Origin of the sequence: Gluconacetobacter entanii, assembly GCF_003206495.1 — a bacterium.
Taxonomy (GTDB): domain Bacteria; phylum Pseudomonadota; class Alphaproteobacteria; order Acetobacterales; family Acetobacteraceae; genus Novacetimonas; species Novacetimonas entanii.
The window spans coordinates 24,200-49,371 of the sequence record NZ_NKUF01000002.1 but is presented as its reverse complement, the minus strand read 5'-3'; the positions used below and the strand labels follow the sequence as shown (position 1 = coordinate 49,371).

Below are 25,172 nucleotides of genomic sequence, written 5' to 3'. Positions count from 1 at the left end.
AGGGCGGGCGCCTCTGGTCCGTCCCGCCATCCCTACCGCCTTCAACAGGATGAATGCACGCATGGCCCCAGCTTCCAACCACGCAGAACTCCTTGACCGACTGGGCGAGGTTGCGGTCCGGGTCGGGCTGAACATCGCCCATGGCCAGCAGTTGCTGATTACCGCGCCACTCGACGCGGTGCCGCTGGTACGACGCATTACCGAACATGCCTATCGCGCCGGGGCGTCACTGGTCAGCACGTTCTACAGCGACGATGAAACCACGCTGGCACGTTTCCGCCACGCACCGGACGACACGTTCAACACGGCGGCAAAGTGGCTGCAGGATGGCATGGCCGACGCCTATCGCGCCGGTGCGGCGCGCATGGCGATCACGGGGGGCAACCCCACGCTGCTGTCGGGGGAAAACCACGACCGCGTCGCCCGCGCGTCCCGTGCGGCATCGCTTGCCGGGCGGCCGGCGATGGAACTGATCACCAATTTCGCCATCAACTGGAGCATCGTCGCCTGCGCCACCCCGGCATGGGCGCAGCAGGTCTTCCCCGACCTTGAACCCGACCAGGCGCTGGCCCGCCTGTGGGACGCCATCTTCACCGCATCGCGCGTGACAAACGCCGACCCGGTGGCCGAATGGACGCGGCATAACGAAATCCTGCACCGGCGCTCCGCATGGCTGAACGAACGCCGGTTCGCGGCCCTGCATTTCCGGGGGCCGGATACGGACCTGACGGTGGGGCTGGCCGATGGCCACGCCTGGGCCGGCGGGTCGGAACCTGCACGCAACGGCATCACCTGCAACCCCAACATCCCGACCGAGGAAGTCTTCACCACGCCGCACGCCCGCCGCGTCGATGGCACGGTGCGCGCGACCAAGCCGCTGTTCCATCAGGGGACGCTGATTGATGACATCGCCGTGCGCTTCGAAGGCGGCCGCATTGTCGAGGCCAGCGCCCGCGTGGGGCAGGAGGTGCTGACGCGCATCCTCGACACCGACGAAGGCGCGCGCCGCCTGGGAGAGGTCGCGCTGGTGCCTGCGTCATCGCCGATTTCAAGCAGCGGCATCCTGTTCCGCAACACGCTGTTTGACGAAAACGCCGCCAGCCATATCGCGCTGGGGCAGTCCTATACCAAATGCATGCTCGACAGCGACAGCCTGACCGAGGCGCAACTGACCGAGCGTGGCGCGAACACCAGCTTCATCCACATCGACTGGATGATCGGGTCAAACCTGATCGACGTGGACGCCATCACCCATGACGGCACACGCGAATCCTTGATGAAACAGGGCGAATGGACCAGCCAGCCATGACTTTTCGCACATATCTCCTTGCCGCCGCCCTGTCGGTGGCGCTGCCGGTGCTGCCCGCGATGGCGCAGCAGGCCCCCGCGGGACAGCAGCAGCCCACGGACGAACAGAAGGCGATGATGATGCATGACATCACCGCCGCCGCGCAGTACCGCCTGCCCAACAACTTCTTTACGGTCATGATCCACACCATCCGCGAGATCAAGGCCCGCAACGTCACCCCGCCCGAAAGCGGCAACCTGTCGCTGTCGCAGACGATCGAACGCACGGCGCAGATGGACCGCCTGATGCCGATCCTGCGTGAACATGGGCTGAGCGCGTCGGATTTCGTCATGGGCATCACGACGTTCGGCATGACGACCGCCCTGATGCACCAGCAGGCGCCCAAAGGCGCGCCGGCGCTTAACCCTGCGAACATCAAGCTGATCAATGCTCATCCGCAGGAAACCGAAACCCTGATTCAGGAAATGGGCGGCCAGCTTTCACAACCCTGACGTCGCCGCGCGCCCTGCACCAGCAGGGCGCAGGTCCGCGCCAGCACCGCATCCTGTGAAAACATCGCCAGCGCGCGCGCCCGTCCTGCCGCCCCCATCGCGTGCCGCAGGTCCGCCGAACGCACCAGTCGCCCCAGCGCCGCCGCCAGCGCGGTGGCGTTGCCGGCCGGCACAAGGTATCCGGTCCGTCCCGTGACGATCTGTTCACGGATGCCGCGAATATCGCTGCCGACAACCGGCAGGCCACACAGCATCGCCTCGATCACGGTCATGGGCAGCCCCTCGAAATGGCTGGGCAGGACAAAGATGTCGGCGGCCGTCATCAGGTCCGCCACATCGGCGCGATAGCCAAGGCACCGCAGCCGTGGGCCAAGTTCCGCCTGCGCCTGCGTCATCAGCACCGCCATGTCCGGCCCGTGGTCGGTCGGCAGGCGTTCCCCCGCGACCCACAGCACGGCATCGGGAACATCACGCATCGCCGCCAGCAGTTCGGGATATCCCTTGTGCCGCACCAGTCGCGACACGGCGAAGATGACGACATCCCCCTGCCCCACGCCAAGTTCCGCGCGCACCCTGTCCCGCGTCGCCGGGTCCGGGCGGAACAGCGTCCCGTCGCGTCCGTTGCCGATCGCCGTGGCGCGGCGATGGATACCCAGTCGCCGCGCATCACGCGCTTCCTCGTGCGAGACGGTCAGGTAGGTATCGGTCACGCGCCCCGCCAGCCATTCCAGCACCAGCGCCAGCATGCGCCGCCACACGGGGCCGGGCTGGTTGAACAGGAACCCGTGGCAGGTATAGGCCACGCACGGCACGCCACACAGCCACGCCGCAAGGCGGGCCAGAAGGCCGCTGATGGGCATGTGGGCATGGACGATATCGGGACGTTCGCGCCGGATCAGGCGCACCAGCGCCCACAGCGCGCGCGCCTGCGCCACGGGGGAGAAGGAGCGCGCCATCGCCACCGCCTCCACCCGGAAGCCATCGGCACGCACCGGCGCAAGCAGGGGGCCTGCGGCACAGGCCCCGACGACATCGTGGCCATCGGCGCGCAGCCGGCGCATCAGGGGATGGAGGAAGTGATACAATGCAAAATCAACATTCGTGATTTCGAGTATCTTCATTCCCCGCTGCCGTCCCTTTCGCGTTCCAGACCCCAGCGGATCACGCGGCGCCTGCGCCCGGGCGCCACGTCTTCCGTTGGGCCGGGGGGAATCCCCTCGCCCGATCCGGCGGGGGCCTGGGGAATTTCCTCGCCCACGGCGGCAGGCTGGGCTGCATTGGGGAGCACACGCACGACAATCTGCGTCGAGGGCACGGGACGCATCCCCCCGGAATAGACGCTCTCCTCCACCGCGACCTCGCCCCCCGTGGCGCGGAAGGTCCATGTCTGTTCCCCGGCCTCCAGCACCACGGAACCCTCCTGCGTGCCCGGCTGTACACAGACCGACGGATGCAGGTGCAGGCGCAGGACAAAGGCCAGTTCGCGCTCGCCCTCGATCGTTTCCTCGCCACGCAGGCGGTGGCCATTGTTGCCCAGATACAGACGCCGCGTATAGGTCGCGCCCGCCGTGGGGTAATATCCATCGTGCGACAGGCTCAGCCAGTGCGCGCCCTCCCGCGTGGCGTGGTCCACCTCCACATGGGCGGGACGGCGGGCGACCGTGCCGTCCTCGTGGAAGTCGGAGGAGGACAGCCCCTCCACCTCCACCGTGGAATGGGCCGCCGTCTGGCGCAGCGCCTTTTTCCATTCCGGCAGGAAGCCCGCGCCACAATTGACGATCAGGCGCTGGCGCATGCACGAAAATTCCAGCGACAGCGTGCCTGCATGGGCGTTGTGGTCATACCCCGCCGGCGCGGGCGCGCCCGCATCCACCAGCAGCAGCGAACGCCCCGACTGCGCGCGCACGAAACCGCCATCGGGCATCGTGCTGGCCACGACCCGCGTGCGCGTGGCCTGCGACAGCACCATCTCCACCAGGGTGGAACTGCGTTCATGGCTGCCATTGAACAAAGCGAGGCAGCCGTCCCCATGGCGCATCGCGCGCAGCACGGGGCTCATCTTGTCGAGCGCAAGCGCCACCGAATGCGGCAGCGCGTGCTGTGCGGCCTGCATCATCGCGCGCATTTCCGCCAGTTCACGCAGGGCGCGCAACTGCACCTCCGGACTGCGCTGGATGTGCCAGCCATCGGGCAGGATCTGGCGTTCCACCTCCGCATCGATATAACGGCGGTAACGGCTGAGGAAGCCGGTATATTCCGGCATGGCCACCGCCACGGCAAGCAGGCCCTTCAGCGCCGTAAGCGACTGCCAGTCATGGCATTCGGGCGGCAGGAGGGCCGCGATCGTCCGTCCCTCCACCAGCAGGCGCGCCATCAGGCGCTGGCGGAACATGTCACTGGCGGAGGCGGCGAAGAAATCGTAATGCCCCAGCCATGCCGCCACGCGCGCACCCGCCACGGTGCAGTCGCGCACCATCTGGTGGTTCGGCGGGTTGAGCAGCCAGTCATCCACCAGCGCGCGCGCCCGCAGGCGCGCGGCGTCCGTGCCCATTGCGCGCAGGTCCCGCAGCCAGCGGAAACTGTGCAGCCCTTCGCGGAAGGCGGGTTCGAAATCGGGATTGTCCCACATTCCCGGTCCGATGGGATGGGTATATCCCTCCTGCGTCATCATGCCCTTGATGAGCATCGCCCCCGTCGCGGCGTCGCCGGGCCACAGGTCACGGATATTGTGCACGGGGGCCACGGGCACCCGCCCCTTGCCCACCAGAAGCGGCAGGCGGGCCATGGACAGGCGCGCGCCCTGTGCCAGCCGTTTTACGACCATGTCCGTCCCGTCCCCCGACCGGTGCGCCGGACGATGATGAAAGTCCCCCTCACGCCGGGCGGGGTGCCCCGCCTGTGCGCAGGGCGTCGATGGCATGTGCGTAATCGGCCTGCCCATAGACCGAGGTCCCGGCGATCAGCACATCCGCGCCCGCCTGTGTCGCAAGGACGGCGGTTTCGGGATTGATCCCGCCATCAACGCCAATGCGGATGTCACGGCCCGTCGCGTCGGCCATCTTCCGCAGGGTGCGGATCTTGGGCAACTGGCTGGACAGGAACTTCTGCCCGCCGAAACCGGGATTGACCGTCATGACAAGGATCACGTCCACAAGGTCGAGCACCTCGCCCAGGGCCTCCGGCGGCGTGGCGGGGCAGATCGCGACACCCGCCTTCACCCCATGGTCGCGCACATGCTGCAAGGAGCGGTGGGTATGCGGCCCGGCTTCCACATGGATGTGGATATGGTCCGCGCCCGCCTTGGCAAAGGCCTCGATATACGAATCGACGGGGGCGACCATCAGGTGCACGTCGAACGGAAGCTTCGAGCGCGGGCGCAGCGCCTTGACCAGTTGCGGCCCCATCGACAGGTTCGGGACGAAATGGCCATCCATTACATCAAGATGGAGCCAGTCGGCCCCTGCCTTCTCGACAGCGGCGACTTCGTCCGCCATGCGGGAAAAATCAGCCGAAAGCACGCTCGGCGCGATAAGGGGAGAAGATAGGGCTGCCATACGCCTTTAGTATCAGGAATATCGCAGGCAGGCCATAGTTTTACGACATCCCCCCGGCACTCAGGCCCTGCGGAAGCGCGCGGCGAAGAATCCGTCCATGCCGCCCTGCTCCGCCCACAGGCCCGGATGGGTGCGCAGCCAGCCCTCGCTTGTGCGGGCCTGCGGCAGGAAGGACAGTTCCTCCGGCGTGAAGGGATCGGCGATCAGGCCCATCTCCTCAGCAGCACGGGCGCAGGCGGGGCCTTCCTCCGGCTGGAGCGAGCAGACCGCGTAGACCAGACGCCCGCCCGGGCGCAGCATGTCGCGCGCCGCCTTGAGCAGCGCCTGCTGCCCCGCCGCAAGCGCCGCCAGATCGCGCGGACGCTTGATCCACAGGGCGTCCGGGTGGCGCCGCACCGTGCCCGTGGCCGAACATGGCGCATCAAGCAGCACGGCATCAAGCGGCGCCTCGGGCCGCCACTGCGTCGCGTCCGCCTGCACCACGCGCACCGTCTCCGACAGTTTCAGGCGCGCAAGGTTGGCCTGCAGCCGTTCCACCCGGCGGGCGTCGCGTTCGACCGCCGTGACCTGCGCCCCGGCAAAGGCAAGCTGCGCGGTCTTGCCGCCGGGTGCGGCGCACAGGTCGGCCACGCGCTCGCCCGCCTTCACATCCAGCAGACGCGCGGGCAGGGTCGCCGCCGCGTCCTGCACCCAGAACGCGCCTTCGGCGAAACCGGGCAGTTCGGTCACGCGCGTGCCGGCGGGGAAACGCACGGTGCCGTTGGGCAGCACCTCGCCCCCCGGCGGGGGCAGGCACCCCGGGCGCATCGACAGGTCGAGCGGCGGTTCCATCCCCAGCGCCGCGGCGATGGGACGCGCCATGCGCCCCCACGACGTCCACAGCCAGGGCGGCACGTCGAGGCGTTCCTGGTCCAGCCCGTCAAGGCAGGCATCCCCCTTCTGCGCGATGCGGCGCAGGACGGCATTCACCAGCCCCGCAAACGGGGCGAGGCCGCGCCTGCGCGCCAGTGCGACCGACGTCGCCACCGCCGCATGCACCGGCGTGCCAAGGAACAGGAGTTGCGCCACGCCAATCAGCAGCACGGCGCGCACGGGTTCGGGCGGTTCCTTTTTCAGGAAGGGCGAGAGCACCTCCGTCGCGGTGCCCATGTGCCGCAGGACCGAGGCGCCGAGGCGATGGGCGGCGGCCCGGTCGCGTGGTTCCGCATCCCGCGCGGCGGCCGAGTTTTCCATGGAGGTTTCAAGCATGCGCCGGTGCTCGATCACGCCGGTGACGATGTCGAAGGCGATATCGCGCGTCGGGTCGGCTGCCGCCTGCGCGCCACGGCCTGCGGCGCGGCGTCCGGACGAACGGGGTGCGGACGTCTGTTTCATTGTCTATCCTGCTTCGGAACTCATCAAACCATCGAAAACTGCATGCCGCCTGCGCTGCGGCACCCGCGTGCCCCGCACATGACACGCCCGCGCCCGCGCCGCCACCCCCGGCGCATGGATTTTTACCATCCCGCCGCCCAATGACAGCAGCCCCCCGCCATGATATCGCAGTCAGGATACCGCAACACGGACCCGCGAGCGCCGCCACGCGCAACCTTGGGACGGCCACGGACCACGGCAGTCGGATTTCCGAAAAAGGGGACAGCAGCGTGCACGACACATCCATGCCAGCGACCACGCCGCAGGACACGGCCACGGGCCACGACATCGCCACGGCGCTTGCGGCGGTGCGGGCGCGTATCGCGGCGGCGGCACACAGGGCGGGGCGCGATCCCGCGGACATCACGCTGGTCGCAGTGTCGAAGTTCCACCCCCGCGAAAGCGTGGTCGCGGCGCTGCGGGCGGGGCAGATGACGTTCGGCGAAAACCGCGTGCAGGAGGCGGCGGCAAAATTCCCGCCCCTGCGCACGCAGTGGCCGGACCTGCGGCTGAACATCATCGGCGGCCTGCAGACCAACAAGGCGCTGGAGGCCGTGCGCATCGCCGACATGATCGAAAGCCTCGACCGGCCTGCCCTGTGCGACGCCATCGCGCGCGCGGCCGACCGGGCGGGGCGGATGCCGCAACTGCTGGTGCAGGTCAATACGGTGGACGAGACGCAGAAATCCGGCGTCGCGGTGGAGGATGCGGATGCGTTCATCACCGCAGCCATGGCGCGCTTTGGCGATGCCGTGGCCGGCCTGATGTGCATTCCCCCCGTCGATCAGGACCCCATGCCGCATTTCCGCACGCTGGCGGCCATGGCGCGACGGCACGGGCTGGGCGTGGTTTCCATGGGAATGTCGGCGGATTTCGAGCAGGCCATCGCCGCCGGTGCGACGCATGTGCGCGTCGGCAGCGCCATTTTCGGCCCCCGCCCGGCCCACCCGTCCTGAAGCCCGGCATGGCACCTGTACGGAGACGGGCCTTGATGCCCCACCCGCTTGTGGGTATGCAAAAGTACCGGGCATGATACAGCCTGTATTTCTTGACATTCACTGCCGCGGAGCTGTCACGACATGACGCAAGCCACGGGGCCTGACGCCCCCGGACCCTCGACGACGCCATCCGCCCCCGCTCCGGATGGCAGGGCCGCCTCCCCGACGGGGCCGTCGAAGGTTACCGAATACGGCGCGGACCAGCACGAACATGCCGCCAACCCCGTAGGCTTCGCCGCCCTGCTTGGCGTGCTGGGCGTGGTGTTCGGCGATATCGGCACCAGCCCGATCTACGCCCTGCGTTCGACCATCATGGTCGTCTCGCAGCATCACAGGATCGAGCCGTGGGAAATCCTCGGCGTGCTCAGCCTCATCATCTGGTCGCTGCTGCTGATCGTGACGGTGAAATACGTCATCCTGATCATGCGCGCCGACCATAATGGCGAAGGCGGCATCATCTCGCTGATGTCGATGGCCCAGCGCGTCGCCACCACCAACCGCCTGCGCGTGGCGCTGGGCATGGTGGGGATCGGCGGCGCATGCCTGTTCGTCGGCGATGGCATGATCACGCCCGCGATTTCCGTCCTGTCGGCGGTGGAGGGGCTGGAGGTCAGCTTCACCGCCGCGCGCGAACTGGTCATTCCCATCGCGCTGGTGGTGCTGGTGGGGCTGTTTTCGGTGCAGTCCTATGGCACGGGCAAGGTGGGGACCATCTTCGGCCCGATCATGCTGGTGTGGTTCAGCCTTCTGGGCATCCTCGGCCTGACGCAGATCGTGCAGCATCCGGCCATCCTGCTTGCCGTGTCGCCCACCTATGCGGTGCAGTTCATCATCTATCACGGCTGGCTGTCGTTCATCGCCCTTGGCTCCGTCGTGCTGTCGGTCACGGGGGCGGAGGCGCTGTATGCCGACATGGGCCATTTCGGCCGCCAGCCCATCCGCTATGCCTGGCTGTTCTGCGTGCTGCCGTGCCTTGCGCTCAACTATCTCGGGCAGGGGGCGCTAATCATCGCGCACCCGGCCACACTGGCGAACCCGTTCTTCCTGCTTGGCCCGCACTGGCTGCAGGTGCCGATGATCATCCTGTCCACCTGCGCGACCGTCATCGCCAGCCAGGCGGGGATTTCGGGCGGGTTTTCGCTGTGCCGGCAGCTCATCCAGCTTGGCTACCTGCCGCGCATGCGCATCACCCACACCAATGCGGAGGAAGAGGGCCAGATCTACCTGCCGGAATTCAACCGCTTCCTGATGACCGGCGCGCTCCTGCTGGTGCTCAGCTTCCGCAGTTCCGACGCCCTGGCCTCCGCCTATGGCATCGCGGTGACGGGCACGTTCATGTGCACCTGCGTGCTGGCGATGGTCGTGTTCCGCCGCCTGTACCACTGGTCGCGCCTGGCCGCGATCACGACGTTCGGCGGCTTCTTCATCATCGACACCACCTTCTTCGCCTCCAACGCGATGAAGATCCCGCAGGGCGGCTGGGTGCCGGTGCTGCTGGGCATCGTGCTGACGCTGATGATGACGACGTGGAAGAAGGGCCGCCTGCTGATCATGAACCGGCAGAAGCAGGACAGCATGCCGATGAACTCGTTCCTTGCGCGCCTGCCGCAATCGCGCATCATCCGCGTGCCGGGAACGGCGGTGTACATGACCGCGACGCCGGATTTCGTGCCCGCGTGCCTGCTGCACAACCTCAAGCACAACAAGGTGCTGCATGACCATGTCCTGTTCGTCACGGTCCAGACCCTTGACCAGCCGGAGGCCGATCGCGGCCACCGTGTCGCGTTGCAGGAACTGGCCCCGGACATGTACCGCATCATCCTGCGTTACGGCTTCATGGAAACGCCCAACCTGCCCCGCGCGCTGGAGGACCTGAAGGCCAGCGGGCTGGAATTCGACGCGCTGCAGGCGTCGTACTTCACCAGCCGCGAACTGCTGGTCCGTTCCTCCGTGCCGAAGATGTCGCGCTGGCGGATGTCGCTGTTCCTGCTGATGGCGCGCAACGCGACACCGGCGACCGAATTCTTCCGCATCCCGCCCGACCGCGTGGTTGAACTTGGCGTCAGCCTTGCCATCTGACGCGCCTTTCCCCCGCCCCGCGCCGGATGCGGGGGAGACGCTGGCGCTGTACGTGCACTGGCCGTTCTGCCTGTCGAAGTGCCCGTACTGCGATTTCAACAGCCATGTGCGCGACGTCATCCCGCAGGCGCGCTTTGGCAATGCCCTGCGCCGCGAACTGGCGCACGAGGCCGCGCGCATCGGGGCCACGCCGGACCGCCGCCCGGTGCTGGGCTCCATCTTCCTTGGCGGGGGCACGCCCTCGCTGATGGACCCCGCAACCGTCGCCGGCCTGCTGGAGGATGCGGGCCGCCTGTTCCGCCTGTCCCCGGAGATCGAGATCACGCTGGAGGCCAACCCCACCAGTGTGGAGACCGGACGCCTGCGCGCCTTTCGCGACAGCGGGGTGAACCGGATTTCGGTGGGATTGCAGAGCCTCGACCCCGAAGCCCTGCGCTTTCTGGGGCGCGAACACAGCGTGCCACAGGCGATCGCGGCACTGGAGCAGGCGCGTGCACTGTTCGGGCGCATCTCGTTCGACCTGATCTATGCCCGGCCGGGGCAGTCGCTGGCGTCGTGGCGGACAGAACTCAATCAGGCGCTCGGTCTCGTCTCCGACCATCTCTCGCTCTACCAGTTGACGATCGAGCCGGGCACGCGCTTCGAAAGCCTCTACCGGCAGGACCGCTTCCGCCTGCCCGACGACGAACTCGCCGCCCGCCTGTATGAGGAAACGGCCAGCGTGGCGGCGCGGCACGGACTGCTGGGGTATGAGGTCTCGAACTATGCCCGGCCGGGGGCGGAAAGCCGCCATAACCTGACCTACTGGCGCTATGGCGACTATCTGGGCATCGGGCCGGGGGCGCATGGGCGCATGACGTTCGACGGCGTCACCCATGCCACGCGCCGCCACCGCGCGCCCGAACCCTGGGCCGAACGGGTGGAGCAGGCAGGCACCGGCACGACACATGAGGAGGCACTTTCCCCGCGTGAGAAAGCGCGCGAGATGCTGCTGATGGGATTGCGCCTTGATGAAGGGATCGCGGCCGACCGTTTCGCACGACGCACGGGCATGGACCTGATCGAGGCGACGGAACCTGACATCCTGCTCGCCGCGCTGGAGGAAGGCTATCTGCAATGGGGTGAAGGCGGGGCACGGCTGCGCGCCACGGCGGAAGGGCGGTTGCGGCTGGAGAGCCTGCTGGCCGCGCTGGTGGCCTAGGCAGGGGGCGATGCAACGGCTCAGGGCGCTGCCCTGAAACCCGCCAAAGGGCATTGCCCTTTGGAAACCATGACGTATCAACACAGTGAGCGCGGATGGTATGGCACCGGGCCACAAACTGGCTAGACTGCGCCCCCAAGGTCAGGGAAGGAACCAAGCTGTGTCCCGTGCATCCATGTCGCGCCCATCATTTCCCGCCATGCTGAAGGCCCTGGCGCTTGTGGCGGGAACGGCCCTGTGCGCCGCCCTGCCGGTGCTGGCCCATGCAGCAACACCCGGGCCCGAACTGGTGATCGAGGATAACGATTTCCTCGGCCCCGGCGGGTCGGACCAGCAATCGATCATCCCGCTTTTGTTCAATCCGCATGTGCGCGTGCTCGGCTTTAGCGTCGTCAGTGGCGATGACTGGGAAAACGCCGAATCCGCCCACCTGCGCCGGTTCCTGGAGATCATCGGCCGCACCGACATCCCGGTGGCCGATGGCGCGGTCTACCCTCTGGTCAACACGGTCGCGGCACTGCGCGAACATGAACACCAGTTCGGCACGATGCCGTGGAAGGGCGCGTGGGGCGGCCTGGGCAGTATCGAGCACATCCCCGACGAACAGCCCGCCGTGCCCCCGCTGAAGGAGGGCATGCCCCACATGCGGCCCATCGCGCAGAACGCGGCGCAGTTCCTGATCGAACAGGTCCATGCCCACCCGCACCAGGTCACCATTGTCGCGGCGGGGCCGCTGACGAACCTTGCGCTGGCCATCCGGCTGGACCCGACCTTTGCCGCGACGGCGAAGCAGTTGATCTTCATGGGCGGCATGCTCGACACCAGCATGATGTCGGTGACGGGCAATGCGGACTTCGCCTCCGACTTCAACATGATCTTCGACCCGGAGGCCGCCCACATCGCCCTGACCGCGCCATGGGCGTCGGTCACGGTGGTCGGCAGCGTGTCGAACGACCTGATGATGACGCGCGACTACCTTGCGCAGATCACGCGCAAGGTGACGCCGATGACGCAGTATCTGGGAAAATATTACGAACCGCTGCCGATGTGGGACGAACTGACGACCGCCATCGCCGCCGACCCGTCGCTGGTGACGTCATCGGTTGACGCCTTCATGGATATCGACCTGACACACGGACCGAATTACGGCCATGCCTATGTCTGGCCCGAACAGCTTGCCCCAAAAAAGCAGGGGGTGCGCCGCGTCCATGTCGTGCGCAGCGTCGATGCCGCGCGTTTCCGCGCCACCTTCGCGCAGGAGGCGCAGACCGACCTGCCCGCTGCCGCCCCGGCACGCCACTGAACGGCGGGGAGCGCGCGATGCTGCATATGGTCAAGCTGGCGGTGGGGGTGAACAGCCTGCCCGAACTCGCCCTGCGCCAGCAGGTGGAACCGCCGGTGCCACGCGACGGGCTGGACGGGACGACGCCCGCGGGGCAGCCATGGCTGCGCACGCGCATGTTCCCCCGCCGCGCGGCGGAAATCCTGGAGGGCGGGTCGCTGTACCGCGTCATCGCGGGGATGATCATGTGCCGCCAGCGCATCACCGGCATCCGCCCCGACACCCGCGATGACGGCGTGGCCTGCGCGCTGATCACGCTCGATCCGCAGATCGTGCCGGTCGTCCCGCGCAGCATGCGCCCCTTTCAGGGGTGGCGCTACCTGCGTGCGGCCGACGCGCCGGCCGACCTTGGCCATTTCGACCCCAATGGAGATACCCTGCCCGATGACATGCGTCGCGAACTGGCTGCGTTGTGCCTGATCTGAAATCCGCCTCCCTCCGCCTTCCCGCACTGTCCCCTTCCCTGCGCGCGGCCACCCTTCTGGGGTGTGCGGCGCTGGTTCTGGCGGGCTGTGCCTCCACCCCGCAGACCGGCACGTCACGCTACTCGCGCTATTACCCCGCCAGCGGGGCCTACCGCGCGCCCGGCCCGGCCGATGACCCGTGGAAACCCTATATCGAGGAGGCCTCGAACCGCTTTTCCGTGCCGCAGCCATGGATCCGCGCCGTCATCCAGAAGGAATCGGGCGGACACGAATACATGGACGGCCATCCCATCACCTCCGCCAGTGGCGCGATGGGCCTGATGCAGTTGATGCCGCAGACCTATGGCGACATGCAGAAGCGCAACCATCTCGGTTCGGACCCGTACGAGCCACGCAACAACATCCTGGCGGGCACGGCCTATATCCGCACGCTGTATGGCCTGTATGGCGCGCCGGGATTCCTTGCGGCGTACAATGCGGGGATCGAACGGCTGAACGACTATCTGGAGGATGGCCGCCCGCTGCCCAGCCAGACCGTGCGCTACCTGAAGATCATCACGCCCAACCTCGGCAATGCCGTGGCGCTGAGCGGCCCTCTTGCGATCTATGCCGGGCCGGGACAGCCCGTGACCCGTACCCCCGTGGCGCTGGGCGGGCGCAACCAGCATGCCGTGCTGCAATATGCGACCCTCAATCCGCCCGCCCCCACGACACACGCCCCCGCACCGTCCACTGGCTGCGCACAGGACCCGAATGCGGCCTATGACCCTTCGGCACGCTGCACGGGCATGACAGTGACGGCGACATCGGGCGCGGGCGTCAATTATGGCGCATGGAGCGTGCAGGTCGGCGCCTTCTCCACCGAGGGGCAGGCCCGTTTCGCCACCACCATGGCGCGGCAGGGCGACTTCACCCTCCTGCAGGGCGCACGCAGCATGGTGATCCCCATCACCAGCGCACGCGGCACGCAGGTCTATCGCGCGCGACTGGCGGGCCTGTCGCAGACGGCGGCGGAACGGGCATGCGCCAGCCTGAAAGGCCAGGGACTGCTGTGCCTCGTCATTCGCCCGGGGATGTAGGCGCGGGCAGGTTTTCCAGCGTGGCGGCCACGTGCAGCGCGGGCAGGTGCACGCTGGCCTGATGCACCAGCATGACCGAAGATCCCCCCACCGCGAACGTATAGGTCCACGCCGGCACCATCCATGCCCCCGCACCCGCATCCCACTGTCCCAGCAGGTGCGGGTCCACGGGAATGGTGACATGGGTGACATGCCCGGGCGTCAACGTGACGCTGCGCCATCCCACCAGGCGCTTGACGCCGCCGGCCTCCGCCGGGGGGGTCATGTAAAGCTGCGCCACCGCGCGGACGGGATGGTCGGCCGTATCGGTCAGGGTGAAGGTCACGTTCAGGTGCGTCGCATCCTCGCGGCTGACGTGCACATCGCCATAGGACACGCCACCTGCAACCGACAGGCCATAGCCGAAGGGGAACAGCGGTGCCACATGGGCGCGTTCGAACGCATGGTAATCGGCATACGCCATGCCGGGGGGATAGAGGCCGCCGGTAAACGTCATTGGCAGGTGGCCGGTGAAATCGCGCGTTCCCGTCAGCATCGCCGCCAGCGGGGCGGCATATTCATCATGCCATGACCAGGCCTGTATCACGCTGTCCACCACGTCGAGCCACGGCATCGCGCGATCGGGGCTGTCGGACATCATGATGGTGACGACATGCCCGCCAAGGTCGGCCAGCGCCGTGATGAACGCATTGTCCGCGTCACGGTCCGTCAGCATCACGGCACGCGCCACCTGCGCGGCCTGTGGCGGTGGCGTCCCGTCGGGCCGGACGATGGCCGTGCTGACCCTGATCCCGTCATGCCCCAGCGCCGCCGCAAGTGCCGCAAGCGGCCGCTGCAACGCCTGCGTCGCCAGCAGCAGCACCGGCCCGCTGCGGTCATCAAGCGGCAGGACCTGATTTTCATTCTGCAAAAGGACCATGCCCTCCGCCCCGATATCGGCCATCAGCCCCGCCACCGACAGGGTATCGGACGCTGGCGGGGGCTTCGTGTCACGGTTGAAGGACGGGGGATGGTCAAGGATGCCGGTACCATACAGCGACGTCAGGACATGCTGCGCCATCTGGTCGATCCGGGCGGCCGGCACCGCCCCCGTCGCCACCGCGCGACGCAGGGGCGTAGCATAGATCCCGTCCTCCAGCCCGAGTGACTGTTCCAGGTCCACGCCATCGGCCACGGCGGCGGGCGCATTGGCATCCGTCCCCGACAGCGCGCCGGGCATCGCCATCAGCATGCCGCCAAAGCGCCAGTGGTCGCGCACGATGGTGGACAGTCCCGACAGCGCGCCACACGCATGCATGCCCCCGCATGCGATCGCCCCCCCATGCGCGGTAGCCAGCGCGATGGACAGGCCCATCAGGCTGCCGTCCATATACCGCCCCGCCGGGACGGGCAGCGTGGCGGGCAGGGCGACCACCCCGTCACCGCGTCCCTGCTCCTCCGCGCGGAGGGAGGCGAAGACCGGAACCACATGCCCCCCCATCAGGCCCGAGGCGACCATCCCCGCCATCGTCCCCGCCAGCATCGGGTCCTCCCCCGCGAGCAGCCGGCCCGATGGCAGCAGGTCCACGCCCCCCACCCGCACCATCGCCCGCCCGCGCGCCCATTCGTCCCGCGCCCGCAGCGCGCCCGCACGATGGGCCAGCACCGGGTCCCAGCCTGCGGCAAGGGCAAGAAAGGGCAGTTGCGGCATGGCGGGATCGGTGGGGTCCGGGCTGGCGAAACTGCCCATCCGCAGGGCGGGCAGGCCAAGGCGCGCAACACCCGGCCATGTCAGCAGTCCCGCGCCCTCGCCCGCAGACGCACCGCCAAGCGGGGCGGGGGCGGCGCGCAGGACCGACAGTTTCTCCTCCGGCCGCATGCGTGCGACCATGTCGGCGGCGCGCGTCGCGGCGGCGTTCGCGGGCACGGCGGCCCATGCGGACGCCCCGGGCAACAGGACCGGCCAGGGGGGACGCACCGGCGGGAACATCATCGCAATCGCCGCGACAGCCCCGGTCAGGGTCGTCCCCGCCCGTCCCCCGGCCCATGTCGCCACCCGCGCCATGAACCGGGTGACCCGCGATATGATGAATGTCTGTCGCACTGCTTTCTCCCGCACCCTGCCTGTCCCTGCCCGCAGGCCCTCCCCCGGCGCGCCCATGTCACGCATTGCATGGCGCACGCATGTTCCGATGCCCCGCATCCGGGGCGTTTACGATCCGATAGGTACTACCATCGGCGCCCCGGTGCCATGACCCGTGCCCATGCGGGGCATGCCGCGCCGTCACGATGGTGACACAGAAAGGTCGCCGCGTGACTTGGCGGGACCGGCGCGGCGGGATATGAAGGACGCATATCGATAGCAGGCAGGACCGTGGCCGTTCGTCCGGACACATCGTGGCGGGATGCGCGACACACGGGGCCGAAATACCACATGCGGGGCCCATCCCCGGCGTCCATAGAGGCATCATGACCCTTCGTCCGCCAACTTCCGCCCTTCGCCCGACCTCCCGCCGCATCCTGCGCACGGGACTGCCGGTCCTGATGCTTGGCACGCTGCTTGGCGCGTGTTCGACAGGCCCGCATGACAGCACCGGCCTCGCCCGGCCGCAGAACAAGCTGCTGAAGGAAGACCGTGGGGCCACCGGCGGCAACGACCAACTGGCGAAAAGCGGCGTCAACGCCTATCTGTGGCGCGGGGCGATCGATACGCTGTCGTTCATGCCGTTCGCCTCTGCCGATGCGCTTGGCGGTGTCATCCTGACGGACTGGTACACGCCCCCCGCCACGCAGAACGAACGCTTCAAGATCACCTGCTTCATCCTGTCGAGCAACCTGCGTTCCGACGCGGTGCGCGTGTCCGTCTTCCGCCAGGTGCTGCAGGACAACCAGTGGGTCGATACCCCCGTCGCCGCCAATACGGTGTCCGACATCACCTCCAAGATCCTGACCCGTGCGCGCCAGTTGCGTGCCGATAGCGGCCACAAGAACTAACACCTCGCGCCCGGACCCGATGACCAAGATGACCGATCCCAAGACTCCCGCCGATCCCGCCACCCCCGCCTATGACTTCGCCACGGCCGAACCGCTGTGGCAGGAGCGGTGGGAACGCAGCGGCGTCTTCGACGTGCCCGACGTCCCCCCCGCCGACCGGCCCAAATATTATGTGCTGGAGATGTTCCCCTATCCTTCGGGGCAGCTTCACATGGGACATGTCCGCAACTACACGCTGGGCGATGTGGTTGCGCGCTACAAGCGGGCGCAGGGGTTCAGCGTCCTGCACCCGATGGGCTGGGACGCGTTCGGCCTGCCTGCGGAAAATGCGGCGCGGGAACGTGGCGTGCATCCGGGCAAGTGGACGATGGACAACATCGCGGCCATGTGCACGACACTCAAGCAGCTTGGCTTCTCCTTCAACTGGGACCGCGAGATCGCGACCTGCCTGCCGGATTACTATGGCAAGCAGCAGAAGCTGTTCCTTGACATGCTGGCGGCAGGCCTGGTGGAACGGCGCGAAAGCTGGGTCAACTGGGACCCGGTGGACAATACCGTGCTGGCGAACGAACAGGTCGTGGACGGTCGCGGCTGGCGCTCCGGCGCGCTGATCGAGCAGAAGCAGCTTTCGCAGTGGTTCCTGAAGATCACGAAATTCGCGCCGCAGCTTCTCGATGGGCTGTCGCACCTGCCGCGCTGGCCCGAACGGGTGCGCACGATGCAGGAACGCTGGATCGGCCGGTCGGAGGGCGCACGCGTGCGCTTCGGCCTGCATGAACCGCCCGCAGGGTTCGACGTGGACCTTGATTCGGTGGAGGTGTTCACCACCCGTCCCGACACGCTGTTCGGGATGTCGTTCCTTGCCATCGCGGCCGACCACCCGCTGGCGGCGAAGGTCGCGGCAAAGAATGCGAAGGCCGCCGAATTCATCGCGGAATGCCATCGCCTCGGCACCTCGGAAGAGGCGATCGAGACGGCGGAAAAGCGCGGGTTCGATACCGGCCTGCGTGTGTCGCACCCGTTCATGCCGGACAGATCGTTCCCGGTCTGGATCGCGAATTTCGTGCTGATGGATTACGGCACGGGTGCGGTGTTCGGCTGTCCCTGCGGGGATCAGCGCGACCTTGATTTTGCCAACAAGTACCGCCTGCCCTTCATCCCCGTCATCCTGCCCCCCGATGCGGACCCGCAGACCTTCACCGTCACCGACAGGGCGACCGACGGGCAGGGCACGCTGTTCAATTCCGCCTTCCTCGACGGTCTCGACATCGCCACGGCGAAGAAGGAAGCGATCGCACGGCTTGAAGGCCTGGGCGTCGGGCGCGGCGTGGTCAACTGGCGCCTGCGTGACTGGGGCATCTCGCGCCAGCGCTACTGGGGCTGCCCCATCCCCATCATCCATTGCGACTCCTGCGGGGCGGTGCCGGTACCCGATGACCAGCTTCCGGTCGTCCTGCCCGAGGACGTGACGTTCGACCGTCCGGGCAACCCCCTGGAGCACCACCCGACATGGAAGCATGTCGCCTGCCCCAAATGCCAAAAGCCCGCCACGCGGGAGACGGATACCTGCGACACGTTCGTGGACAGTTCGTGGTATTTCGCCCGCTTCACCGCGCCGCATGCGCCACAGCCCACCGTGGTCGCGGCCGCGGACGGGTGGCTGCCGGTGGACCAGTATATCGGCGGGATCGAACATGCGATCCTGCACCTGCTCTATGCCCGCTTCTTCACCCGCGCCATGCATGAAACCGGGCACCTGAACGTGGATGAACCGTTCGCGGGCCTGTTCACGCAGGGCATGGTCAACCACGAAAGCTACCGCGATGCGGATGGCAACTGGCTGTATCCCGACGAGGTCGAGCGTACGGCCACGGGTGCGACCCGCCGCGACACGGGTGCGCCGGTCACGGTCGGCCGCGTGGAAAAGATGTCCAAGTCCAAGCGCAACACCGTCGCCCCCGTGACGATCATCGAGCGTTTTGGTGCGGATACGGCGCGCTGGTTCGTCCTGTCGGACAGCCCGCCGGAACGCGACATGGAATGGACGGAATCCGGCGTCGCCGGGGCCGCGCGCTTCCTGCAGCGCCTGTTCCGCGTCGTGCGCGGCGTGGCGGCACAGGTCCCCGCCGACGTCTCCTGCCCCGCGCAGGTTGCAAAGGCCGCCGATACGCTGCGCCGTGCCACCCACCGCACCATCGCCGCCGTGACCGAGGCGCTGGAGGGTTTCAGCCCCAATGTCGCGGTTGCGCGCCTGCATGAACTGACCAGCGCGCTGGCCGATGCGGAAAAGCACGCGGAAGAGGACGGCATCGCCTTTGCCCGGCGCGAGGCGGCGACGACGCTGGCGCTGCTGTGCGCGCCGATGGTGCCGCACCAGGCCGAAGCGATGATGGCGCTGCTGGATCCCGCGGGCAGGCCGGTGGTCGAACGCGCCTGGCCAAAGGCGGAGGCCGACCTGCTGGCCGCAAGCGAGGTCACGATCGCGGTGCAGATCATGGGCAAGCTGCGCGGCACGATCGCGGTGGCCCCCGACCTGCCCAAGGACGATGTCATCGCCCGGGCAGAGGCCGAACCCAACGTCGCACGCCTGCTGGAGGGTACGCGGATCGTCAAGCGCATTTACGTGCCGGGGCGCATCGTCAATTTCGTGGTTGCGAAATAACCGATGAAACGCTTTTCGTGTCGTCGCGCCGCACCCACGCTTTTCGCGGCCGCCCTTGTGGCCGCGATGGGCGGGTGTGGCTTCTCGCCCATGTACCAGACGACCGGAAAGCATATCGGCCCGGACGGCAAGGCCACCGTGACGGACGTGGCCGCCGAACTGCAGCAGGTCTATGTCCCGCGCATCACGGAGCGTTACGGGCAGCAGTTGCGCCAGTTCCTGCAACAGGACCTTGGGGGGGCCGGGCCTGAAAACCCGACCCGCTACAGCCTGCGCATCCGCACCTACATGATGAACGAGGCGGTGGACATCCACTCCGACAATACCAGCGGGCGCACGCGCACCACCGCCTTTGCCCACTGGCAGCTTTATACCATCAGCGCCAGCCCGCGCCTGCTGGCCGAAGGGGATGCGAACATCATCGACGGCGTCAACAATACGTATGAACAGTATTTCGCCCTGTCGCTGAACCTGGAAACCGTGCGCACCCGCGTGGCCAAGAACATGGCCGAGCAGATCACCCAGCAGGTTGGCGTGTGGTTCCGCACCCATGCCAAGCCCGCGACCGACGGGACCGATGCGGAGCAGAACCAGCCACGCTACATCGATCCCGATTCGACCCCCAACGCCACCAGCAGCAACCAGATGCCATCGCAGCGTCCCGGCGCGGATGGCCTGCCGGCGCTTGCCACCGGGCGGTCGAATTCACAACTGAACGATGATGACGTGGGCACCTCCGTCAGCGTCGGGAGCGACAGCCCCGACAGTGTCAGCATTGGCGGCAACGGCACCAGCCAGTGAACGTCAGCCAGTGAAACCCCGACCGTGAAGATCAGTGCGCGTTCAGTCGCCGCCACCCTGCGCGATCCCGGCGCGTGGCGCATCGTGCTGCTGCATGGGGAGGATGCGGGCCTGATCCGCGAACGCGCGACCCAGGCGGCGCAGGTCATTACGCCCGACCTTGATGACCCGTTCCGTGTCGCCATCCTTGGCCGCGACGCGCACGACCGCATGGTGGAGGAATGTACCGCCCTGTCACTGGTGGGCGGGCGCCGCGTCGTCTGGGTGCGCGAAGGGCGCGATGGCCTGACGGGACTGGTCAAGGAGTGCCTTGCAACCCGGACCGATACGCTGCTGATCATCGAGGCGCCGGGGCTTGAATCCCGCTCCAAGTTACGTGCGCTGCTGGAAAAGGCGAAGGACTGCGCCGTCATTGCCTGCTACCCCGAGGAAGGGCGCGCGCTGGAGGCCAGCATCCGCCAGATGCTTTCCGAACAGGGGGTGCAGATCGACCCCGATGCGCTGTCATGGTTCGCCGAACGCGCAAGCCCCGATCGCGCCGCCACCCGTGCGGAGGTGGAAAAGCTGTTCCTGTTCGCGGGACAGGGCGGGCGACTGACGCATGAGGACGTGCAGGCCTGCATTGGCGATGCGGCGAGTGTGTCGCTGGAGGATGCGGCCTTTGCCGCGATGGTGGGCGACCGGGCGGGGGCGGACCTTGCGATCGAACGCGCCATGAATACCGATCGCATGAACCCGATTGGCGCCGCGCGCGCGCTGCTGTCGCACATCCACAGGCTGCGGCGGGTGCGTCTGGCGATGGATGCGGGACAGGGCCGGGCGGAGGCAATGTCCGCGCTGTGGCCCCAGGTCTTTTTCAAGCGCACCGAAGCCTTTGGCCGCGCCGTCGCGATCTGGAGCGCGGATGCCCTGATGCAGGCGGCGGTGTGGACGCAGCAGCTTGAACTGGAGTGCAAGCAGACCGGCAGCCCTGATATCGTGCTGTGCAAGCGCCATGTCGCACGCCTTGCGGCACAGGCGCGGATCATGGCGCGACAGCGCTAGGGGCGGCCATATTGCCGCTTGCCCCTGCCCCGTCCCTCCGCTACATAAGGTCGGGTGTATGTCCGCGTAGCTCAGCAGGATAGAGCACAGGATTCCTGGTAGCAATTGGGCGTCACGACGGGAAACCACGTGACGGATCTGCTCAAATTCGGGGAACGCTCTGGCAGAATGCCGTGCCAATCCCGAGCCAAGCCCGGCCCCGTGCCGGGAAGGTGTAGAGACTGGATGGGCAGCGCCTACCGACCCGCTGGCGGGTCCATGGCGAAGGGACAGTCCAGACCACGAACGTCATCATCCGGTGGCGGCGGCGAAAGCCGAAGTGGGATGAATCCTGGGGCCGTGGGTTCGAATCCCGCCGCGGACACCACCATACATTCCCATGTCATTCCAACCGGTCCAGAAGCCGGCTTCCCGCCGGGGGGAGTGCATCATGCCCATCCCGACACAATGGCGCATCCCGTTACAGCGGTGACCCGGTTTCGCCGTCTGCACACAACGTCCGCAGGTTGCGCAATAGGGCTGCATTGTCCGATATGTCTATCGTTGCGACCTCCAGCACATCAGGCCCGGACGGCGTTGCGATATAATGCGTATTGCACACCGGATCCACGCCAAGTCCCGCATGGTGCGGATAAAGCAGCATCAGGCGTGGACAGTCATAAATCCTGGCATATGCCATCATCTGATAGATATCAGCCTGGCTGACCCCCTGCCTGGGATCATCATCCTGCCGGGCAAGGCATTTCCATTTGGTATCCACGATCTGCACGATGGCATTGCCACGTTTGATCAGAATGTCGGGAATGGTCTGGAATACGCCCTTTTCCTCCGGCGTATACAGGGCATATCGCCTGCCCTTCTGGGCGGCGGCATGCAGGCCCGTTCCCGCCAGGGCCGTACGTAACCGGCAGGCGATATATTTTTCAAACAGCACGTTCATTTCAAACAGCAGCGAAAACCCCTGCGTCACCCCGCCTGATGTCGTCTGGAACCGCTGTCCCAGCAGCAGGCGCGCCAGTTTCAATGGCGTTTTCCACCGTGTCGTGGTGCGGTCCAGCACTACCCGGTCCCAGCGCAGGGCCGACACAGCCACCGGACTGACATCGGCATAGACAAAGGCCAGTTCCCGCAACCGCCGCTGGTTATCCGCCGCGCGCGACAGGCGCAAAAGCCGCTCCACCGCTGCTTTCATGATCTGGTTGAGTGGCGTGTCACATGCCATTTCATCATAACGGCAGGCCAGTTTCTGCGGGCTGACCGCAAGTACGCTGAACTGTCGCGTCACATCCAGCCTGCCCCGCAGGGCCGGCAGGTCATCGGCCTGCTCCACATAACGTCGGGGCAGGCCGGGCTTCACGGCCTCGGATAACCTTCTGGAAAACAGCCGGATCAATACTTCCAGCAGGGTTTCTTCCTGTGTGCCCAGATGCGCGATATCACCATCGGCCACGTTTATGTCCAGCACCACGGCCAGCATATGCACCAGTCGCCTGCGGATGCTGCTGACCGCCTGTGCGCCATGCTGCTGCGGCGTGTCGATCTTGGGCAGGATTTCCAGTTCGGCGCCGGGGGCGACAATCATCCCCACCATGCCACAGGCCCGCAGGCCATGGCGCTGGTCTTGCAGCGCGCCGGGCATGGCGGAGTTTTCCGCCACGGTCACAAGGCGTTCGGCAATGTCACGGGGGATTTCCGCCTGGCCTGACCCATAAGGTAGCGTGTTCCATTCCAGAACCGTACGGTGGATCATACGTCCAGAAGTCCCCTGTTATAATCAAATCCTTCCTGTTGGGTACGCACGCGCCAGCGGTAACGCGCACTGCCCTCACCTTCCAGTCCCAGCCCGCGTGGGACCGGGAGTTTTTCCCGATTAAGGAAACCACCTTCATAGTCCCCTTCCGCTTCTGTCGCATCGCCAAGCACGGCGGCGACCTTGTCCCAGTCCTCGTAGAAATATTCAGCCAGAAGCGGGATGATCCGGTCACGCATGACCTGATCGATGCCGTTGGAACCCTGACGCGCCGTGCATTTAATGAAATAGGCATGCCCGATCTGGTGTTCGCGATCGAACAGGTATTCGATCCGTTCATTAAGCGCGCGCAGCACGGCAGGCAGGTCGATCCCATCCACGGTTTCAAGCTGCGTCGGGTCGGGCATCAGTTCGCGGAAGTCGAACCGGCGGCGCAGCGCCGTATCCAGCAGGGCAATGGAACGGTCCGCCGTGTTCATCGTGCCAATGATATGCAGGTTGGACGGCACGCCAAACAGGTCACCTGAATAAGGCAGGCGTACCTGCAGTTCATTCGGCTGGCCCAGCCGTTTGTCCGGTTCGAGCAATGTAATGAGTTCGCCAAATACCTTGGAAATATTGGCGCGGTTGATCTCGTCTATAATCAGGACATAGGGCTGTGGCGTGACAGGGGATGTATCATGCTGCCTGCCGATATACTGCGCCAGTGCCGGGACATTGATCAGGTCACGATTCAACTGGTAGACGGTCGCCATGGAAAAATCCTTGGCATAGATACGATCGACCGGTTCGCCCTCCGGACTGACCCACAGCCACCTTACCTTGCGGCGGTGCGCATAATCGGGCCGCTCCTCAAGCGGTTCGAAATAATAATCGCCCGTTATCTGACCGATTGCGCGGAACAGGCCGTTCCCGCGCGAAACCACGATGATATCGCCAATACGCATCTGGTTACGAAAGATGTTGGGCATCTTGACCCATCCGGATGCGGACGTGAGTACCTTGTCCCACACCACCCCTGAATCCTGCACGGCCTTAAGGATAGCATCCGGACTGGCAAAACGTGGATCGGTAAAATCCAGTTCGCCATACCCGATGATGGCATACCCGTCCCTTATGGCATTTTCAAAGATATGGGCATCATCATGATCGCCCGCGACCCCCATGGAGAGTTTGAAAACACGTTTGCCCGCCAGCGAGAACGTATCCTCCGTTTCTTCGGTCTCCCCAAGCGCCTCGCGCACGATCCGGCGGAAAATGCCGTCCCTTGGCACAAGCGTGAAGCCTGCGGCAGGCTGTTCGCCGTCCGGGCCACCGCCCGCCATACCCTGCTGGGGACGCAGTCCCTCGACAAAATCTTCATAGGCCAGTGACTGGTGAAAGGTCACGAATTCGATCCGCCCCGCGCGTATCAGGCGATGATAGGCGGCCATCAGTTCCTTGCGGTCCTCCGGCACGGTTTCGCCACACAGCCTCACGGCCTCGGCAGCAGTGGCATAGGTCTTGCCCGTGCCGGGCGGCCCATACAGGATCAGGTTGACGGTTTCGGCACTGGAGTCAGCGGGCATGATGTCTTTGTTCTCTGGCATGGTATCTTGCAGCACGGTCCTGTTTTTCTTTTTAGGCAGGGGAGGATAGTCATCTGGCCACAGGCCATTACGATCCGTCTTCAGCCTGCCTGCAATATCGTCCTGGTTCATCTCAAGGACACGTTTTGCGATATTTACGGTTGTACTGTTGAGTGAAAATTTCTTGTCTTTTACATTATCGTCCATATTCCGGACAATATTGGAATTAAAACAGAAACATATACGATCATCTTTTTTTTCAAAAAAACCTAGGGTGCCTTTACGTACCGCAGTATCGTTGCCATTGTTCTTGCGCCCGAAACGGAAGTATTCATTCTTTATATCGGTAAAATACCAGTCCAGCCCCTCATCATGGACAAGGCGCGCGATCTCGCAGAAACTGTGTCTTTCTTCGGCGGTCAGTTCCGGCAGGAATGCTTGGAAAGCCGGGGCGTTTTTTGCAAAACGCGCAAGTAATTCGTC

The 25,172-nt window shown here is 66.1% G+C and carries 19 protein-coding genes; 12 read left to right on the top strand and 7 right to left on the bottom strand.

Annotation, left to right across the window (positions count from 1 at the left end; translation table 11 throughout):
• Positions 1-61: 61 nt before the first annotated feature.
• Entirely contained in the window at positions 62-1,309 is a 1,248-nt protein-coding gene (locus CFR72_RS01250) for an aminopeptidase (protein WP_110912268.1), read from the top strand.
• Positions 1,306-1,800, top strand: coding sequence for a hypothetical protein (locus tag CFR72_RS01245; protein ID WP_110912375.1), 495 nt, complete (start codon positions 1,306-1,308; stop codon positions 1,798-1,800). Before CFR72_RS01250 ends, CFR72_RS01245 begins: the two co-directional genes overlap by 4 nt.
• On the opposite strand, the gene CFR72_RS01240 is transcribed toward CFR72_RS01245, so the two are convergent.
• From CFR72_RS01240 to CFR72_RS01225, 4 genes are read right to left on the bottom strand one after another with little or no spacing between them, the layout of a single operon-like run.
• Positions 1,767-2,921, bottom strand: a complete 1,155-nt coding sequence (locus tag CFR72_RS01240; RefSeq protein WP_110912267.1) for a glycosyltransferase family 4 protein — start codon at positions 2,919-2,921, stop codon at positions 1,767-1,769. The genes CFR72_RS01245 and CFR72_RS01240 overlap by 34 nt on opposite strands.
• Positions 2,918-4,624: a heparinase II/III family protein gene (locus tag CFR72_RS01235; protein ID WP_110912374.1), complete on the bottom strand. Its 1,707-nt coding sequence runs from the start codon at positions 4,622-4,624 to the stop codon at positions 2,918-2,920. The genes CFR72_RS01240 and CFR72_RS01235 overlap by 4 nt, the downstream gene beginning before the upstream one ends.
• Before the next feature lie 49 nt (positions 4,625-4,673).
• Positions 4,674-5,354, bottom strand: coding sequence for a ribulose-phosphate 3-epimerase (gene rpe / locus CFR72_RS01230; protein ID WP_110912266.1), 681 nt, complete (start codon positions 5,352-5,354; stop codon positions 4,674-4,676).
• Between the two features lie 60 nt (positions 5,355-5,414).
• Positions 5,415-6,728: an RsmB/NOP family class I SAM-dependent RNA methyltransferase gene (locus CFR72_RS01225; RefSeq protein ID WP_110912265.1), complete on the bottom strand. Its 1,314-nt coding sequence runs from the start codon at positions 6,726-6,728 to the stop codon at positions 5,415-5,417.
• A gap of 284 nt (positions 6,729-7,012) precedes the next feature.
• On the opposite strand from CFR72_RS01225, the gene CFR72_RS01220 reads away from it, so the two are divergent.
• The 6 genes from CFR72_RS01220 (at position 7,013) to CFR72_RS01195 (ending at position 13,891) form a co-directional block, all read left to right on the top strand.
• The gene (locus CFR72_RS01220) at positions 7,013-7,723 is read left to right on the top strand and encodes a YggS family pyridoxal phosphate-dependent enzyme (protein WP_110912373.1); all 711 of its coding nucleotides are present in this window, start codon (positions 7,013-7,015) and stop codon (positions 7,721-7,723) included.
• A 123-nt stretch (positions 7,724-7,846) separates the two neighbouring features.
• Positions 7,847-9,844 (top strand): potassium transporter Kup, encoded by a 1,998-nt coding sequence (locus tag CFR72_RS01215; RefSeq protein WP_110912264.1) that lies wholly within the window; start codon positions 7,847-7,849, stop codon positions 9,842-9,844.
• Entirely contained in the window at positions 9,834-11,045 is a 1,212-nt protein-coding gene (gene hemW / locus CFR72_RS01210) for a radical SAM family heme chaperone HemW (RefSeq protein ID WP_167400266.1), read from the top strand. Before CFR72_RS01215 ends, hemW begins: the two co-directional genes overlap by 11 nt.
• Before the next feature lie 175 nt (positions 11,046-11,220).
• Positions 11,221-12,348, top strand: coding sequence for a nucleoside hydrolase (locus tag CFR72_RS01205; protein WP_110912262.1), 1,128 nt, complete (start codon positions 11,221-11,223; stop codon positions 12,346-12,348).
• A gap of 17 nt (positions 12,349-12,365) precedes the next feature.
• Entirely contained in the window at positions 12,366-12,812 is a 447-nt protein-coding gene (locus tag CFR72_RS01200) for a DUF1489 family protein (RefSeq protein WP_110912261.1), read from the top strand.
• Complete coding sequence (locus tag CFR72_RS01195; protein WP_390670902.1) at positions 12,809-13,891, top strand: transglycosylase SLT domain-containing protein; 1,083 nt, start codon at positions 12,809-12,811, stop codon at positions 13,889-13,891. The genes CFR72_RS01200 and CFR72_RS01195 overlap by 4 nt, the downstream gene beginning before the upstream one ends.
• Here the strand turns inward: CFR72_RS01195 and CFR72_RS01190 are convergent.
• Positions 13,872-15,974 carry a glycoside hydrolase family 3 C-terminal domain-containing protein gene (locus CFR72_RS01190; RefSeq protein ID WP_244182100.1) on the bottom strand — a complete coding sequence of 701 codons (2,103 nt, stop codon included), beginning with the start codon at positions 15,972-15,974 and terminating at the stop codon, positions 13,872-13,874. The genes CFR72_RS01195 and CFR72_RS01190 overlap by 20 nt on opposite strands.
• A gap of 365 nt (positions 15,975-16,339) precedes the next feature.
• Between CFR72_RS01190 and CFR72_RS01185 the strand changes: the two genes are divergently transcribed.
• The 4 genes from CFR72_RS01185 to holA are packed head-to-tail and all read left to right on the top strand — an operon-like array spanning position 16,340 to position 21,371.
• Entirely contained in the window at positions 16,340-16,864 is a 525-nt protein-coding gene (locus CFR72_RS01185) for a DUF3576 domain-containing protein (protein WP_110912259.1), read from the top strand.
• 28 nt (positions 16,865-16,892) lie between these two features.
• Positions 16,893-19,526 carry a leucine--tRNA ligase gene (gene leuS, locus CFR72_RS01180; RefSeq protein ID WP_110912371.1) on the top strand — a complete coding sequence of 878 codons (2,634 nt, stop codon included), beginning with the start codon at positions 16,893-16,895 and terminating at the stop codon, positions 19,524-19,526.
• Positions 19,527-19,529: 3 nt separating this feature from the next.
• Entirely contained in the window at positions 19,530-20,327 is a 798-nt protein-coding gene (locus CFR72_RS01175) for an LPS assembly lipoprotein LptE (RefSeq protein ID WP_110912258.1), read from the top strand.
• Between the two features lie 24 nt (positions 20,328-20,351).
• Positions 20,352-21,371, top strand: coding sequence for a DNA polymerase III subunit delta (holA, locus tag CFR72_RS01170; protein WP_110912257.1), 1,020 nt, complete (start codon positions 20,352-20,354; stop codon positions 21,369-21,371).
• A gap of 460 nt (positions 21,372-21,831) precedes the next feature.
• On the opposite strand, the gene CFR72_RS01165 is transcribed toward holA, so the two are convergent.
• Both CFR72_RS01165 and CFR72_RS01160 read right to left on the bottom strand, forming a co-directional pair.
• Entirely contained in the window at positions 21,832-23,121 is a 1,290-nt protein-coding gene (locus CFR72_RS01165) for an McrC family protein (RefSeq protein ID WP_110912256.1), read from the bottom strand.
• Positions 23,118-24,689 (bottom strand): AAA family ATPase, encoded by a 1,572-nt coding sequence (locus CFR72_RS01160; RefSeq protein WP_208629934.1) that lies wholly within the window; start codon positions 24,687-24,689, stop codon positions 23,118-23,120. The genes CFR72_RS01165 and CFR72_RS01160 overlap by 4 nt, the downstream gene beginning before the upstream one ends.
• Positions 24,690-25,172: the final 483 nt, after the last annotated feature.

Coding starts and splice junctions, on each gene's coding strand:
- leuS (WP_110912371.1), top strand. CDS start 16,893: ATGACCGATCCCAAGACTCCCGCCGATCCCGCCACCCCCGCCTATGAC.
- CFR72_RS01220 (WP_110912373.1), top strand. CDS start 7,013: ATGCCAGCGACCACGCCGCAGGACACGGCCACGGGCCACGACATCGCC.
- rpe (WP_110912266.1), bottom strand. CDS start 5,354: ATGGCAGCCCTATCTTCTCCCCTTATCGCGCCGAGCGTGCTTTCGGCT.
- CFR72_RS01245 (WP_110912375.1), top strand. CDS start 1,306: ATGACTTTTCGCACATATCTCCTTGCCGCCGCCCTGTCGGTGGCGCTG.
- CFR72_RS01185 (WP_110912259.1), top strand. CDS start 16,340: ATGACCCTTCGTCCGCCAACTTCCGCCCTTCGCCCGACCTCCCGCCGC.
- CFR72_RS01160 (WP_208629934.1), bottom strand. CDS start 24,689: ATGCCCGCTGACTCCAGTGCCGAAACCGTCAACCTGATCCTGTATGGG.
- CFR72_RS01205 (WP_110912262.1), top strand. CDS start 11,221: ATGTCGCGCCCATCATTTCCCGCCATGCTGAAGGCCCTGGCGCTTGTG.
- CFR72_RS01175 (WP_110912258.1), top strand. CDS start 19,530: ATGAAACGCTTTTCGTGTCGTCGCGCCGCACCCACGCTTTTCGCGGCC.
- CFR72_RS01240 (WP_110912267.1), bottom strand. CDS start 2,921: ATGAAGATACTCGAAATCACGAATGTTGATTTTGCATTGTATCACTTC.
- CFR72_RS01200 (WP_110912261.1), top strand. CDS start 12,366: ATGCTGCATATGGTCAAGCTGGCGGTGGGGGTGAACAGCCTGCCCGAA.
- CFR72_RS01225 (WP_110912265.1), bottom strand. CDS start 6,728: ATGAAACAGACGTCCGCACCCCGTTCGTCCGGACGCCGCGCCGCAGGC.
- CFR72_RS01215 (WP_110912264.1), top strand. CDS start 7,847: ATGACGCAAGCCACGGGGCCTGACGCCCCCGGACCCTCGACGACGCCA.
- CFR72_RS01165 (WP_110912256.1), bottom strand. CDS start 23,121: ATGATCCACCGTACGGTTCTGGAATGGAACACGCTACCTTATGGGTCA.
- CFR72_RS01235 (WP_110912374.1), bottom strand. CDS start 4,624: ATGGTCGTAAAACGGCTGGCACAGGGCGCGCGCCTGTCCATGGCCCGC.
- CFR72_RS01250 (WP_110912268.1), top strand. CDS start 62: ATGGCCCCAGCTTCCAACCACGCAGAACTCCTTGACCGACTGGGCGAG.